Annotated in this window: 13 protein-coding genes and 1 riboswitch; of the genes, 5 read left to right on the forward strand and 8 right to left on the reverse strand. The window is 41.2% G+C overall.

Annotation, left to right across the window (positions count from 1 at the left end; genetic code table 11):
- Positions 1 to 334: 334 nt before the first annotated feature.
- From J7J00_RS05190 to J7J00_RS05215, 6 genes are all read right to left on the reverse strand, one after another.
- Positions 335 to 646 carry a rhodanese-like domain-containing protein gene (locus J7J00_RS05190; RefSeq protein ID WP_034309364.1) on the reverse strand — a complete coding sequence of 104 codons (312 nt, stop codon included), beginning with the start codon at positions 644 to 646 and terminating at the stop codon, positions 335 to 337.
- A 114-nt stretch (positions 647 to 760) separates the two neighbouring features.
- A complete protein-coding gene (locus tag J7J00_RS05195; protein WP_214788316.1) occupies positions 761 to 2,095 on the reverse strand; it encodes an MFS transporter in 1,335 nt (444 codons plus the stop codon).
- A 42-nt stretch (positions 2,096 to 2,137) separates the two neighbouring features.
- Complete coding sequence (locus tag J7J00_RS05200; RefSeq protein WP_214788319.1) at positions 2,138 to 4,684, reverse strand: PEP/pyruvate-binding domain-containing protein; 2,547 nt, start codon at positions 4,682 to 4,684, stop codon at positions 2,138 to 2,140.
- Positions 4,685 to 5,015: 331 nt separating this feature from the next.
- Complete coding sequence (locus J7J00_RS05205) at positions 5,016 to 6,044, reverse strand: NADH:flavin oxidoreductase/NADH oxidase (RefSeq protein ID WP_214788322.1); 1,029 nt, start codon at positions 6,042 to 6,044, stop codon at positions 5,016 to 5,018.
- A 198-nt stretch (positions 6,045 to 6,242) separates the two neighbouring features.
- On the reverse strand, positions 6,243 to 7,085 hold the full coding sequence (locus J7J00_RS05210) for an aldo/keto reductase (RefSeq protein ID WP_214788325.1): 843 nt from the start codon (positions 7,083 to 7,085) through the stop codon (positions 6,243 to 6,245).
- Between the two features lie 154 nt (positions 7,086 to 7,239).
- Positions 7,240 to 8,445 (reverse strand): MFS transporter, encoded by a 1,206-nt coding sequence (locus tag J7J00_RS05215; RefSeq protein ID WP_214788328.1) that lies wholly within the window; start codon positions 8,443 to 8,445, stop codon positions 7,240 to 7,242.
- A 188-nt stretch (positions 8,446 to 8,633) separates the two neighbouring features.
- Here J7J00_RS05215 and J7J00_RS05220 point away from each other — a divergent pair, with 188 nt between their 5' ends.
- The 3 genes from J7J00_RS05220 to J7J00_RS05230 all read left to right on the forward strand — a co-directional run bounded on the left by J7J00_RS05220 (position 8,634) and on the right by J7J00_RS05230 (position 10,690).
- Positions 8,634 to 9,005: a winged helix-turn-helix transcriptional regulator gene (locus J7J00_RS05220; RefSeq protein WP_076364502.1), complete on the forward strand. Its 372-nt coding sequence runs from the start codon at positions 8,634 to 8,636 to the stop codon at positions 9,003 to 9,005.
- A 197-nt stretch (positions 9,006 to 9,202) separates the two neighbouring features.
- The gene (locus J7J00_RS05225; RefSeq protein WP_214788331.1) at positions 9,203 to 9,508 is read left to right on the forward strand and encodes a hypothetical protein; all 306 of its coding nucleotides are present in this window, start codon (positions 9,203 to 9,205) and stop codon (positions 9,506 to 9,508) included.
- Between the two features lie 30 nt (positions 9,509 to 9,538).
- A complete protein-coding gene (locus J7J00_RS05230) occupies positions 9,539 to 10,690 on the forward strand; it encodes a CAP domain-containing protein (protein WP_309487136.1) in 1,152 nt (383 codons plus the stop codon).
- A 90-nt stretch (positions 10,691 to 10,780) separates the two neighbouring features.
- Here J7J00_RS05230 and J7J00_RS05235 read toward each other — a convergent pair whose 3' ends face one another.
- Positions 10,781 to 11,974, reverse strand: a complete 1,194-nt coding sequence (locus tag J7J00_RS05235) for a nucleoside transporter C-terminal domain-containing protein (protein WP_214788563.1) — start codon at positions 11,972 to 11,974, stop codon at positions 10,781 to 10,783.
- Between the two features lie 171 nt (positions 11,975 to 12,145).
- Positions 12,146 to 12,246: riboswitch (purine riboswitch) on the reverse strand.
- A 220-nt stretch (positions 12,247 to 12,466) separates the two neighbouring features.
- Between J7J00_RS05235 and J7J00_RS05240 the strand changes: the two genes are divergently transcribed.
- A complete protein-coding gene (locus J7J00_RS05240; RefSeq protein WP_214788337.1) occupies positions 12,467 to 13,171 on the forward strand; it encodes a DUF421 domain-containing protein in 705 nt (234 codons plus the stop codon).
- 106 nt (positions 13,172 to 13,277) lie between these two features.
- On the opposite strand, the gene J7J00_RS05245 is transcribed toward J7J00_RS05240, so the two are convergent.
- Positions 13,278 to 14,024 (reverse strand): alpha/beta hydrolase, encoded by a 747-nt coding sequence (locus J7J00_RS05245; RefSeq protein ID WP_214788340.1) that lies wholly within the window; start codon positions 14,022 to 14,024, stop codon positions 13,278 to 13,280.
- A 310-nt stretch (positions 14,025 to 14,334) separates the two neighbouring features.
- On the opposite strand from J7J00_RS05245, the gene J7J00_RS05250 reads away from it, so the two are divergent.
- The gene (locus J7J00_RS05250) at positions 14,335 to 14,655 is read left to right on the forward strand and encodes a PadR family transcriptional regulator (RefSeq protein WP_214788343.1); all 321 of its coding nucleotides are present in this window, start codon (positions 14,335 to 14,337) and stop codon (positions 14,653 to 14,655) included.
- Positions 14,656 to 14,831: the final 176 nt, after the last annotated feature.

Consider the following 14,831-nt stretch of genomic DNA (forward strand, 5'->3'; position numbering starts at 1 on the left):
CAGTATATGAAGTTCGTGTTCCTCAGACCGAAGGTTTGCCGCTTGCTTCCTTCAGATTCCACGTCACCGTGGACACCCTTGCATTAAGCTAACCACTACTACTGCCTTCATGGTTCGGGACTTTCACCCTATAGATTGCACCCATGCCGGGCGCACGAAAAAAGAGCCCTTTCATGATGAAAAGGCTCTTTTTTTCACGCCTTCAAATATGCGCGTCTTTCCGCATATTCACGGCATTGTGAACAAACCATGATCTTTTTTCTTTCTTCATTCAAATAAGCCGTCACATTCTTGGATTTACGCTTACAAAAGTAACAGGTCTTTTTGAAGAACTTCACTTAACGATGACTTCGCCGTCCCATTCAAGCATTCCGCCAACCATGTTTGCCACTTTATATCCTTGTTCCTGAAGATAGTGGCATACATTTTCACTGCGGCGTCCTGAACGGCAGATAAAAATATATTCTTTTTCTTTATCAAAATAGTCAAGGTTCGCCGGGATGTCATTCATGCGAATATGCTTCGCGCCTTCGATCATTCCCTCTTGCACTTCTTCGTCTTCACGAACATCGACAAGTTCCATCGCTTCGCCTGCCTCAAGCTTAGCTTCCACTTCTTCAGTTGTAATGATTTTGATTTCTTCCATAATTAGCACCTCGAATTATCGTTTGATTTATCTTTTTCATTATAGCAAAATTTCCAGTTAAACATCACATAATGGATTCGCTGATGAAAATTCCCTCATGCCATGTATTTATTTTCAGAAATTATCATCAACACTCAAATTTTTATTGCTTCTAAAGACCATGCTGGATAAAAATGCTCCTAAAACTGCCGCCACTATCAGGATACCGAAAAGGATTGAATAATTGGCGATGATTCCTATCAATGTAGATGAGATGATACTCCCAAAATATCGAAAGGTAGAAAAGATTCCCGATGCCGAGCCCGATGCGGATTCCTCCACTGCTTCCAGGGAAGCGACCTGCATGCTTGTAAGCCCTAAACCGATAGCCAACCCATTCACGATAAGCGTGACAGCTAAATACAGAAGCGACTGGAATTGGATGACGAATAAGAATAATAGATTCGTTAACACCGTGATGGCGAATGACAGGAATATGACCTTTTCCGAAGGGTATTTCCGATTAAGCTGTCCGCCTATCATATTACTTAAAGCCATTGAAATGGAGAACAGTGATAACATGATACCGCTCACGGAAGCCGAAATATCCATTTTTGTGGTCATGATCAGCGGCATGGCCAACAAAATCGCGTACATCGTGAAATTATTGATCAATACAGATAAATTGGCATTCACGAATATAGGACTCTTAAATAAGCTAAAGTCTATAATCGGGGATGGGACAGAACGTTCTTTCCGTATGAATAATCCCAGAAATAGAAGGCTCCCCATACCGAGTACGATGTACATCGTCGTTGATTCTGCATGAGTCAACGTAATCAATAAAGTGATCGTAACAGCTAAATAAATGGAACCGATAACGTCCAATGGCTGTCGGGAATGCTTTTTCTGCAGTTTTGGTAAAAGAAAAATGCCTCCAGCAAGTGCACCCAATAAAAAAGGGACGTTAACCAAGAATATCGCTTTCCAACTGGATACAGCAATCAAAAGTGAGCCTATCAATGGACCTACTGCCGCTCCCAGACCCATTCCCAACCCGAAAAATCCCAACACCCCCGGCAGCCGCTCACGTGAAACGGTTTGTCGGATAAGGGCAACGACATTCGGGATCAGCAATCCGCCCCCTATGGCCTGCAGTGACCGAAAAGCGACAAGCATGCCTATATTTGGCGCAAGCCCGCATCCAATCGAGGCAGCAAGGAATAGTAATATGCCAATTATATAGATTTTCCGATTGCCATATAAATCCCCAAGTTTACCCGCAATCGGCTGGGTAACGGCCATTACAATGAGATAGATGGTGACGACCAAAGTGACACTGTGAATATCCAAACCGTAAAAGTCTGAAATCGAGCCCAGTGCTATCGAAATCATCGTTGAATTGATCGGTACGAGAAACGCCGCCATTAAAGTAAAAATGATCATCAGGAATTCTTTCTGTCTGCTCATTCTTTCACCTCAGTCCTTAAAACAACACTGTGTTCTGCTTGCTCATCCATCGATAATCGTAACGGTTCCCGTATTCCCATCGACAATGACACGATCTCCATCTTTTAAGCGATCCGTTCCTACTTTTGTCCCTAACACTGCCGGAATCCGATATTCCCTGGCAATGATCGCAGAATGGGACAGCATGCCGCCTGTATCGGTAATGATTGCTTTTGCATCCTGGAAAAAGGACGTCCAGACAGGTGTCGTGTTCCTGCAGACCAGAATATCTCCTTTTTTAAAATTAGAGGCTTCATGCATACCGGATATCACTTTGACTTTTCCTTCGCATACTCCTCCGGATGCTGAAATTCCTTTAATCGTACTCGCCGTATTTTCCTTGCTTTCTTCCAGTGAGCCAAACACCATTTCCACGAAAGCACGATCTTCATCCTTAGGTTTGCCAAAAAATGATGGCGTTTTCATTTTACCCTGCAAATCATATTGCCTTTTCCGTTCCCATACCGTTTCCCTTAAAGAGTGGGGGGCATCCAAAGCGGCTATGACCTCATCTTTATATAAAAACCAAATATCTTCTGCGTCATCAAGCACGTTCTGTTCAACTAAAAGCTCACTTACTTTCAATAAGTATAAACGTGCCTTTGCGTCGAACATGGCATCAATATAAAAATGATGATCATCTGTGATTACAGCAGCATCCAAGACCATTTGGTAATGTTTATTAAATAAGTCCCGCTCAGCAGAATCTTCAATTCCATTTAAAAACCTTTGGTATATCCGTTTCCCGTCAGCTACTGCCGTTTCGAATTCTTTATCGAAATCATATCCATTGATGATGAAATTCTTAATGATTTGCAGTACATGCTCTGGATTTTCAATCCAGGTTTCCCCAACGAAATCATGTGCCTTAAGGCATCTGTACCCGTAAACATTGACGAAATTATCAACACGTTCCAGAAAATCTTTCCCTTTTCCAAACGCGCTCAGATCCCGGGATACATTTCCTTCATCGGCATCCATGACCACCTTCAGCAACTGAGGTTCATTCTTCACTTTCAAAGATAATTGCCACAGTATTCGATCGGACTCCAGTGACTTATTCATCACTCCAGCCATGGATTGGTAGAGTTCATGGGGCGGTTCGGTCCCCAGCAAGCTTTTGAATAGCCGTTCAAGTTTAATAGTAATACTCGCAAGCGGAAGGACAATCATGAAATGCCAGTAATAGACCTCTTTGAAAAACCCTTCTACCTCACCCAACCCTCTTATCGCTTTGGCTGCCGTCAATTCCTTCGAAGTTTCTTCATCCATATATCGATAAATTGGCAATAAATGATCATGGATAATATCATGCATCCTGTTCGTCAAATCTGGATACAAGTTCTCCATAAGCTTTTCGTTTTCCATGAATAATTGCTTGGGGTCCGTTTCTAGGTGGATTTGCTTTCCGTAATAATACCCGTTATGGACTTTCATTTGGATGTATCCCGACGGTTCCCTAAGTTCCTCTGCCGCTTTAGCCATTCCTTGATAAAATGGTTGGGTGACTATGGATGCGAATAAAGGGGAAATTGGATCAGGAAATCTTGAATCGATCAAAAACCAAAAGTCCTCCTTATCAGTCCGATCTAAAATAAATTCTTTCCTGGCTTCTGGAATGACTTCAGCGTCTTCGATCACTGTTGTAATCGGGCGAGCTTGCAAGAGATATACCTTTTGATCTTGAATGGCGAATTCCAAATCAACAGGATGTCCATAATGCTTCTCCACCTCCAGTGTCAATTCGATCAACTGTGTAAGCTGCACATCATTGAGGCAATATGCATCCTGTTCCACTTTTGTGGTTTCCACTTCTAACGTGCCTGTGGAGCCGGAAATGATTTTCAGTTCTTTACGGCCCTTGATTTTCTCGATCTTCGTACCATCACGTTTAGCCAAATAGGTGTCGGGTGTCACGATACCAGATACCACCGCCTCCCCGAGCCCATAACTGGCATTTATCACTATATGATCTGGATTGTATGTAACGGGGTCCTGGCTGAAAATCACTCCTGAAACATCTGAATGTATCAGACCTTGAACCACAACGCCCATTGATATTTTTTCAACATTTTCATGAATGGTTTTGGTATATTGCCGAACCCGGTTCTCGAAACAGGAAGCCCAGCAGCCTTTTACCCTTGATAGGAATTCTTCATCCGTTTTAACATTCAGGTATGTTTCATACTGACCGGCAAAGGATGCCCCTTCCAGGTCTTCTGCACCCGAAGAGGAACGGACTGCCACTGATGTATAATCTTCTCGCAGCTCATGAAAAGAGCTCAACAGGATGCTTGACAAATCATCCGGGATGTTCGCTTCCATAATCTCGGACTGGATGGCTTCACTTTGTAAATCCAGTTCATTTCTTTCCACGAAGTGCATAAATGATTCATTGCTAATGACAAACCCATTTGGCACGGGCATGCCCAACTTCTTCATTTTAATTAAATTTAAAGCTTTTCCCCCTACGATTTCATTGGACTCAGCAGCATTTTCAAATCGCTCTGTATACATATTCGCTCCCCTTCCATCACGTTGAATAAACACTTTCTTCCCCAAGAACGGAAAATACCCATTTATCGGTATAATTCCCACTCTTAACCATAACGGAAATCCTGTTACATTGCATTTGAAAAGGCTTACACTAAATTCCATGACGGGCATTGCTTGCGCAATGATTCTTAGGGCTTTATTGCCATTTTCCCGAATGATCGATCAGCAAAAATGCAACAAACTATTCAATTTTATATTTATTTACATTTATTAAGTAAATACATCAAATCCAATCACAACGAATAATCCCTACAATAGTCACAATGGAGCCTGAATGAAAAAACGCCAGCGAATATAATATTCGCCGGCGTTTTAAAAATCCGTATCAATGCTTGAAACCTAGTTGATATTGTTTAGGGATCTCCGTTTTTATATTCAAAGATTTAGATGCTTCAAGTGCCCAATAAGGGTTCCGCAGCATCCCTCTGCCGACGGCTACCAAATCGGCTTCTTCATTGCCAATGATTGAATTTGCTAGAATCGGATCATCTAATCGACCTACAGCAATCACTGGAATATCCAAAGCTTTTTTGATTTCCCTGGCCAACGGAGTTTGATAGCTAGCATGCGTACCCGGTCTTCCGTCTGCTCCAATCGGGCCTTCTCCTCCAGAGCTTACATGGAACATATCGACGCCTGCTTCTTTAAAGACTTGTGAAAAGGCAATGCTTTCCTCAATGCCATATCCGCCTTCAACGTATTCTTTTGCAGAAATACGCATGATTAAAGGCATGTCGGCAGGCATTTCACTTTTCACTGCTTTAATGACTTCCACTCCGAATTTGGTCAGGTCTTTTCCATATTCGTCATCACGTTTATTCGTAAGCGGTGATGTGAATTGGTGGATTAAATATCCGTGTGCACCATGTAATTCGATTACGTCAAATCCTGCTTGAACAGCTCTTCTGGCCGATGCCCGGAATTTATCGACCATTTCCTTCACTTCTTCCGTTTCTAAAGCTCTTGGTGTTTTGTATGTTTCATCAAACGCAATGGCTGATGGTGCCACCGGAGTTTCGGCATCCTCCGCTTTACGGCCTGCATGGGCAATTTGTATCCCGATTTTTGCACCGTATTGATGAACTTCCTTAACGATGTTGGAGAAAGCTCCAATTTGGTCGTCGGACCATAATCCAAGATCACGATTCGAAATGCGCCCATCAGGCTCCACATCGGTCATTTCCACTATAATTAATCCCGTGCCGCCAACTGCCCTGCTTACATAATGCTGCTGGTGCCAGTTTGTTGGTACACCATCTTCCGCTTCGACGGAGTATTGGCACATCGGCGGCATGACGATCCTATTTTTAAGTTCAAGTTCTTTTATGCGATAAGGTGAAAATAAATCATTCATAATTTTTTATCTCCTTTTTATATAATGCATGCACATGCATTTATATCATCTGATTAATTCTGTGTCAACTAATCAGATTCCCGAATCTTTCATTATAAACGACATCGTCTGTTGGTACAGCATTTCCATACCCGCCAATGCGGTGATCCGATAAAAAAAGAGAAAGACGGATATCCCGTCCCTCTCCTTCATGCTTGATTAAAAGTCGAAATTATCAGGATCTGGACCAACACGGTGATTCTGATTCAATCCATCAATTTGGTTCATTTCCTCTTCCGTCAATTCGAAATCGAATATAGATGAGTTTTCTACAATACGATGTTCTTTAGTGGATTTGGGAATCGTTACAATCCCATTTTGTATATCCCAGCGCAAAATGACTTGTGCAACTGATTTGCCATGCTTGGTCGCAATTGCTTGTAAAATGTCATTATCCAAAAGTTCACCTTGCATCAATGGTGACCACGCTTCAAGTTGTATTCCTTGTTCCTTACAGAATGCCTGAACTTCCTTTTGAGTTAAACGCGGATGGCATTCCACTTGATTGACCATCGGCTTCACTTCTGCATCTTCCATTAAATCTTTAAGATGGTGAATCTGGAAATTGCTCACACCGATCGCTTTTACTTTTCCTTCTTTATAAAGAGTTTCCAACGCTCTCCAGGCTTCTTTATATTTTCCCTCCACTGGCCAATGGATAAGATATAAATCCAAGTACTCCAAGCCAAGTTTCTTTAAGCTTTTTTCGTAAGCCGCAATTGCTGATTCATATCCTAAATCGGCATTCCAGACTTTTGAAGTTACGAATAAGTCTTCCCTGGAGATTCCGGCTTCTTTTATGCCCTCACGGATCCCTTGGCCGACCCCTTCTTCATTTTCATAAATGGCAGCCGTATCGATACTGCGATAACCATGTTTAATGGCCACTTTAACTGCACTTACCAGCTCCGGTCCTTCTTCCACCTTAAATACGCCCAATCCGAACCAAGGCATTTTAACGCCATTATGCAACGTTGTTGTATCTTGTAAATTTTTCACCATTATACTCTACCTCCAAATTTTTATTTCATTGTTTTTAAGATTGTAATGCGTTTAAGTATCAGTATCATTACATCCCTTCAAGGAACCTTCCATCATTCGCTGAAGGGATGCAATGATACTTGGTTATTGACTAACATGCATCACTTTTTCAAACCTATGCTATTTTGTCAGTTCCCTTGGATCGGTCTTTACTTTCCAAGGCACGGCTCCAAGCTGTCAAAATCACTGCCGCAAACACCATGACTCCACCTATCCACGCTGTATGGATCAGTCCGATCGAATCCGTAATCACCCCTCCTAAGTAGGCACCAATGGCGATACCCGCATTGAAGGCGGCAATATTGATGGCTGACGCCACGTCCACTGCACTCGGCACGAAACGCTCCGCTAACATGACGACATACACTTGAAGCCCCGGAACATTCATGAATGCAAACAAACCCATTAAAATGATCGTAATTAAACCGGCTATCTTAAACGGTGCCGTAAAAGTCAAGACCACAAGTACAATGGCTTGAATAAGAAACATATAGAATAGGGCATTAATAGGATTGCGATTGGCGAATTTCCCGCCAAGGGTATTTCCTATTGCTATTGCTACTCCATATATTAGCAAAATCAAGGCCACAGTTCCTTCTTTAAACCCTGTCACTTCCTGAAGTAATGGCGACAGGTACGTGAAGACAACGAATGTACCTCCATACCCTAATGCTGTAATGATGAATACTAGCAGCAATCGGCCATTCGTCACCAATTTGATTTGATCACGGAACGTGGTCCTTGCAGCCTTTCTTAAATCGGATGGGACCAGGATGCCGTTTCCGAAGAAAGCAATCAAGCCGATTGCCACAATGATGATGAAAGCGAATCTCCAGCCGAATTGCTGGCCAATGAAGGTTCCAAAAGGAACTCCGGTCACCGTCGCCACCGTCAGACCTGTAAACATGATGGCGATGGCACTCGCCCTGCGGTTTTCAGGGACCAAATCAGCCGCAATCGTAGCGCCGATTGACATGAAGATACCATGCGCAAGCGCTGAAATGACACGTGCGATCAATAATACACCGACCGTGGCCGCAGAAGCCGCTAATGCATTTCCGGCAATGAACACGACCATTATCCAAAGCAATAAAGTCTTTCGCGACATATTCGATGTCAGGGATGTCAGGATAGGTGCCCCGAACATGACCCCCAAGGCGTATAAGGATACCGTCAATCCCGCCGTCGTCACTGTAATGTGTAAATCTTTAGAAATGAGTGGTAATAATCCCACGCTGATGAACTCTGTTGTCCCAATCGCAAAGGCACTGATCGCTAAAGCCAGCAATGCCCATGTACTTCTATTTTTATTTGAAATCATATCCTCTTCTCCTTCTTGTCATTTTGTACTATCATCAAAATTGCCTTAGCAACTTTTTTTATAAATGGTACAGCGAAATTCGGTGTGCAAATGTTATTATGAGATATAATGCAAATAAAGAACAGTACGTACTTTAAAGTGATATAGGCACCTTTTAGTACCTATAAAATAAGGAGAGTATGCCAATCATGCAAAAAAAGAAATACAATATATCAGTTGAAGCGACACTGGAAGTAATGGGCGGAAAGTGGAAATGCGTAATCCTCTGCCATCTGACCCACGGAAAAAAGCGGACAAGTGAATTGAAGCGCCTTATGCCGAACATCACCCAAAAAATGTTGACCCAACAATTGAGGGAGTTGGAAAAGGACGAAGTCATCAATCGTATCGTTTACAACCAAGTCCCCCCTAAAGTGGAATATGAACTTAGTGAGTATGGGCAAAGCCTGGAAAGTATCCTATCCGCACTATGTACGTGGGGGGAAAATCACATAACCAGAGTGTATGGCGATAAGTTTTCCGTTCTCGAGGAAAGTGTATTGAATGATCCATTGAAGTAATTCCCAAACAAAAAGATTAGCTCGAAGCGGCTAATCTTTTTGTTGTATATAAATGAATGTTCCTGATTTAACTTCCGCAGCAATAAATTCCACCACCGTTTTATCCCCTCTTCTTTTTGGTATAATATGTAATGCACAACTTAAAATTTTTTATTTTGTAAACGAAGAAGTATAATGGTGAAACCAAGGAGTGACATATGAAGGTCTTATTAGAATTGATACGCATCATACTAATATTCGGGCTAGCCGGAACAATCATTTCGACCATTGTAAACGGCATATATATAAACATCGGAGTGAATCAGTATGGCTGGCTAGGCTCGATTGCGATACTGCCTTTATTATTCGTCTGGTATAGAAATAAACTTCAGTTCAGTGGCTGGTATTCGGGAAAAGGGAAGGAAAAGCTTCCCAAAATAGCCTCACACATACTCATTCTGTCTTCACTATTTTTGTTATGTGCCCCGCCTGTTTTAAGTGTGCTGCAGATGATCTTTCATTAATCGGGATTCTATATCCTGGATAGAGCAGGAGTGAACGATTTGCGGAAATTGTTTAATATTGTGGTCCTCATACTCCTACTCTCTGGATTATGGTATGGATATGGTAAAGATATTCAGGAGTCTGGATTCAAAGCGGGGGTCGGTGCCTTTGCAACAGATGTTCGTTCCTTTATAAACGGGCCCGAGGTTTCAACTGCCTTGGAAAAACTGAATACTGGAGTCAGCAGTCTCATTGGCACGTTGACGGAAACATTGGATACCGCTTCTGAAAAAGAATCTCAGGAAACGGAAAAAGTGAAAAAGCCAGCATTGGAAGCACCTGCTGATGCATCCTTCTCAGTCCATAATATCGAAATTGGCGACACGAAGGATGATGTAGAAAAATTGGCTGGTAAAGCTAAGCGGAATACGCTAAATGAATATGGCGTAGATTGGTTCGCTTATCACGAAAATTATCAAAATTTCTTCATGGTTGCCTACGATAACAACGATAAAGTTGTTGGTTTATATACGAATCAAGATTTGATTTCCTCGAAGGAAGGCATTAAACGCGGCACTCCCAAAGAAACCGTGACCGGGAAAATGGGGGATCCTGTAACAAAATTGCTTAAAGGAAACGTCTATTACCAGATTCGAAGTGACAGCGGCGAATACGATATGTTTGAAGTGGATAATAGCTATGTGACCATTTTTTATGACAAACATGAGAAAAATACAGTCACGGCAATCCAAATCATCGACGCAAAACTCGAAAAGCAAAAGAGCGGCTATTTTGCAGAAGCCAGCCCCGATTTAAAGAAGGGCTTTGAATATCAATTATTCGATTTGACCAATGCGTCACGGGTCAATCATGATCTCTCAGTGCTTTCATGGGATAAACGAGTGAAGGTCACGGCACAGGATCATAGTAAAGATATGGCCGTGAATCAATACTTCAACCATACAAACCTTGAAGGAGAATCCCCGTTCGACCGGATGGAAGATGACAAAATCACTTTTCGAATGGCGGGGGAAAACCTGGCTGCCGGTCAGAATAGCAGTATTTTTGCCCATGAGGGCCTAATGAATTCCATTGGCCACAGGGAAAATAAATTACAGAAGGATTTTGAATCGCTCGGTGTCGGAGTTGCTTTCGATGAGGAAAATAAACCATATTATACGGAGAACTATTTGAGGAAATGAACAAAAAGCTGTGCATGGGAAAATCCAGCACAGCTTTTTTCACACAAGAAGAGGGCATCCATTTATTAAAATGGATGCCCTTGTTTTAGATCACCAAACGAATAACCCAACGACCATGGCACTCAGCAAGGAAACAGCCATCCCGCTAACCAGCAGTTTCCAAACATTCCTTCCGATAATGTTCGATTTCTCTTCATTGAGGATGGAATTGAATGTTCCATAAATCATGCCCACTGTACTGAAGTTGGCAAATGACGTCAGATAAGTGACAGCCACAGCAACTGTATGCGGAGACAGTGTACTGACTTTATCTTTTAAATCGAGCAAGGCAACGAACTCATTCGTGGCAAGCTTGATTCCCATCAATTGAGCGACGTACATGGCATCATGTCCAGATAGTCCAAGCAGGAATGCAAATGGACTAAAAATGACAGAGAAAATCTTTTGAATGGTCAAGCCATCCACAAAGAAACCGAAAATGCCATTTACGCTGGCCGTTAAGGCCACATAGCCGATAACCATTGCCATGATGACGAAGACCATTTTCGCTCCGACAAGCATACTGTTGGAAATGGTGGAAAAGAAATCTTTACGTTCCTCTTTAGAAGGTACATAAACGACGTCTTCCTCTTTACTGACCTCGACGGGATTCAGCATGTTTGCTATCAGCAAGGCATTTAAGCAGTTCAAAGGTATCGCTACAAAAACATAGGTTGCCGGTACCATGGACAGGTAGGCTCCAATGATTGAACCACTGATGCTGCTCATGCTCATGATTCCAAATGTCAAAAGACGCTGATCCTTAATCGCACTGAGCTGCATGCGGAGAACGGCAAGTGCCTCGGTATTCCCTAGGAACATCATCTGAATCGAAAAGAAACTCTCAAGTTTTGGCAAACCGGATACTTTCGAGATGAGCCATCCCACTTTATCAATGATCCAGGTAAGTATACCGAAATACGATAAAACATCAAAAAACGTGATAATGAAGATAATTGGCATCAATGCACTGAAAAAGAAATCTACTTGTTCATTTGCCATAAGTGAAGGAAAGACAAAAGAAATCCCTTCATTCGCACATTCAATCAACCAGGTGAAGAATGATGCGATCAGATTGATGACCCATGCCCCAATTTTAGTGGATAACATGAACCATGTGATAAGCAATTCGAGAACCAGCAAGGTAAGAATGGCTTTCCACTTAACGTTCCTTTTATTAGGTGAACAAAGGTAAACGATGCCCATTACAACCAAAACACCTAGTATATTCAATAAGAAATACATGCTTTCATCCCCTTTGGATTTATTATTTCCCATTCATTTTTTTTATATAAAAAGCCCTCACCTTTTTACACTTTCAGCCGCAGGAAGAAAGTGTGAAAAAGTAAGAGCCTTCTTGAAACGTTTTGTGGATTAAGCCTCTTCAAGCGAACCAACATAAACCTGTTCATCTCTTCTATTTTCATACTTCCTTGTAGTCCGGCATTACGGCTGCCAGGTAGAAACTATCAGACCATCATCACTGATATTATACAAGGATATTTTTAAAATAAATTTCTCAGGAAAGATATCATTTTAAATCAGTTTATTTTTAATTACAATACGTTTCAAAGTTGTTATATTAATATAAATTTTTCGAAAACAGTCAAGAATGTCTCCAAGGGACCCATGTTGGGCAATACTTATGAAGGAGCTGGCTTAAACCCTCCCAGCTGTTTCAATTCACCATATTAACCACTACATCTCCTTTACAGGAAATAAGGACGTGAATTTTTTGTGGATTTTTTTAATAGCCAGGAAACTCTTACTGCATTTCAGTGGACTTTAAGAGCCATCATATCCTTCTTCTTCTTAATTTTTTTGGTTAAATTGATGGGACAACGGTCCATTTCCCAGTTAAGATTACTTGATTTCATAATGGCGTTAACTATTGGGAACATTCTTGCCCGCCCTTTGTCTGATGAACAGTCAGGCTTGAAGGGCTCAATGATCACAGCCTTTGCATTAGTCATCTTATATATAATTAGTGTGTTTACGAGCCTTAAGTGGGGCAAACTCCGAAGGTTTTTTGACTCTGACCCCTTTCCGCTTATCGAAAATGGACAAATCATTTACAAAAGCCTAGCAAGGGCCCGAATCTCTATCGATGATTTATTATCGGAATTAAGAAAAGAAAAAGTCGAAGATATTCAAAAGGTATCCCTTGCACTATGGGAACCGGGTGGTACCATTTCATTGTTTTTATACCCTCAATATGAAGCAGTAACACCAGCAGATATGCACCTAGCAACAACTGCCTTCAATTTTCCTAAAACGATTATTAAAGAGGGGAAGATTGATTCTAAAGAATTAAATCGGGGCGGTAAAGACGAAGAATGGCTGAAAAAAAAAATCAAAACAACATATAATGCCGACGTGAACGACATTTTATTAGCAACTCTTGATCATAACGATAAATTAAAGGTCTTTTTCTACAAATAGATACTCGTTTGCAGCCAAAATAAAAACCCCTCAAGCATGGTGTAAAGCCTACGTATGAATGTAGGCTTATAACACGTCAACTTAAAGGGGATTTATTAACTCGTTATTACTCCGACCAATTCAGTGTATTCAAGAACTTATAAACATCTTCATACACTTGATTACGTTCCTTACCCAATGTGATGATATGACCTGATTTTTCATACCATATCAAGTGTTTATGCTGCGTATCGACTTCATTGAAAATCGCTGTAGCACTCTCCGTATAGTCGGGATCATCCAAACGCCCTTGTAAAACAAGAGTTGGTGATGTGATTAAATCTAAATCTTCACCTGTCTCATTGATAATATTCAACACATCTTTTAGTTGAGGCATAGGCTCTTCTTCCAGCAGCTTCACTTCTGCAGCAATTTGGTCTGCATCTTTGCCCTCAAACTTCTTATAAGCCTGTGCATAATTGAGCAAGCGGTTCTTTTGTCGTTCGATACTTTTTCCTTGCGTCGGAGCGCACATTGAAACCACCCCTGTTACAGGCAATTCAATTCCCACTTTTAATGAGAAAACTCCTCCTAAAGAAATTCCTACAACAGCAATTTCCTCATAGCCTTCCTCTTTAAGGAATTGATAACCATCAACTACGTCTTTCCACCATTCCTTTGGACCTGTTTTAGCAAGTTCCTCGGCTGATACTCCGTGCCCACTATAAAGAGGTCCGTGGCAAGTATAGTCGAGATCATTCAAGTATTTTCCTAATTTCTTCATATCTCCTGTACTTCCGGTAAACCCGTGAAGTAAAAGAACAGCTCTTTTTCCACCTCTATATGTGAATGACTCAGGTGCTTTCACTTTCATCTATCTAGGACCTTCTTTCTTTGCTCTTGTTGATAAATAGAATCTATATGATTTTCAAAAAAAAATCAATTAATACCCCTTGAGTAGGGATTCTTCTATCCTATTCCGAATTTTCATTAAAACAATTAAATCATGTATATAGTATCCTTACCACACTCTTCGCAACTCATCCGTTCCGAAGCACATTTTACTATGATTAAAATTATTTAGCAATCGTCATTTAACCATTTTTTTTAAGAAAAGTAAAATGCACCTTGTGATACGATGTACAACGTATTACACTTTAAAAATGAAAAGGAGGAGAATTTATTTGGATAAAGAATTAATGAAGGGAAGCATTGACCTCCTTTTGCTTTCACTTCTCTCACAAAAAAGGCTATACGGCTATGAAATCACAAAGATCTTGAAGGAAATGAGCATGGGCAAATATCTAATAAGTGAAGGCACCCTCTACTCCGCCCTTAAACGATTAGAAAAAAAAGAATTCATAACAGGCCATTGGAAAGAGTCAGAATCAGGCCGCAGGAAATATTATCATGTCACCGAAAATGGACAAACCGAACTTGAACGGAAACGAGAATGCTTTTACTTCCTGGAAAAATTAGTCCAGAAAAGCGCAGAGCAATTCTAAACAAAATAAAAAGCTCCCTGCACCCATTATTGGAACGGCGCAGGAAGCTTTTTTTGCTATTTACTCGTGAGTTTGGAGCAAATACTAGTGAAAAGAGCATTACTCATAGAATGTAATAGCAAACTCATGAATTATGAGCGTTTACTCGTGAGCTTTGCACTTTTACTCGTGAGTTT

This window comes from Bacillus sp. ISL-4, from assembly GCF_018613275.1.
Classification (GTDB): domain Bacteria; phylum Bacillota; class Bacilli; order Bacillales; family DSM-1321; genus Peribacillus; species Peribacillus simplex_E.

What these genes read in the sequence shown, in the direction of transcription:
- J7J00_RS05235 (WP_214788563.1), bottom strand. Translation starts at nt 11,974, where the DNA reads ATGTATTTCTTATTGAATATACTAGGTGTTTTGGTTGTAATGGGCATC.
- J7J00_RS05215 (WP_214788328.1), bottom strand. Translation starts at nt 8,445, where the DNA reads ATGATTTCAAATAAAAATAGAAGTACATGGGCATTGCTGGCTTTAGCG.
- J7J00_RS05245 (WP_214788340.1), bottom strand. Translation starts at nt 14,024, where the DNA reads ATGAAAGTGAAAGCACCTGAGTCATTCACATATAGAGGTGGAAAAAGA.
- J7J00_RS05190 (WP_034309364.1), bottom strand. Translation starts at nt 646, where the DNA reads ATGGAAGAAATCAAAATCATTACAACTGAAGAAGTGGAAGCTAAGCTT.
- J7J00_RS05220 (WP_076364502.1), top strand. Translation starts at nt 8,634, where the DNA reads ATGCAAAAAAAGAAATACAATATATCAGTTGAAGCGACACTGGAAGTA.
- J7J00_RS05205 (WP_214788322.1), bottom strand. Translation starts at nt 6,044, where the DNA reads ATGAATGATTTATTTTCACCTTATCGCATAAAAGAACTTGAACTTAAA.
- J7J00_RS05210 (WP_214788325.1), bottom strand. Translation starts at nt 7,085, where the DNA reads ATGGTGAAAAATTTACAAGATACAACAACGTTGCATAATGGCGTTAAA.
- J7J00_RS05225 (WP_214788331.1), top strand. Translation starts at nt 9,203, where the DNA reads ATGAAGGTCTTATTAGAATTGATACGCATCATACTAATATTCGGGCTA.
- J7J00_RS05195 (WP_214788316.1), bottom strand. Translation starts at nt 2,095, where the DNA reads ATGAGCAGACAGAAAGAATTCCTGATGATCATTTTTACTTTAATGGCG.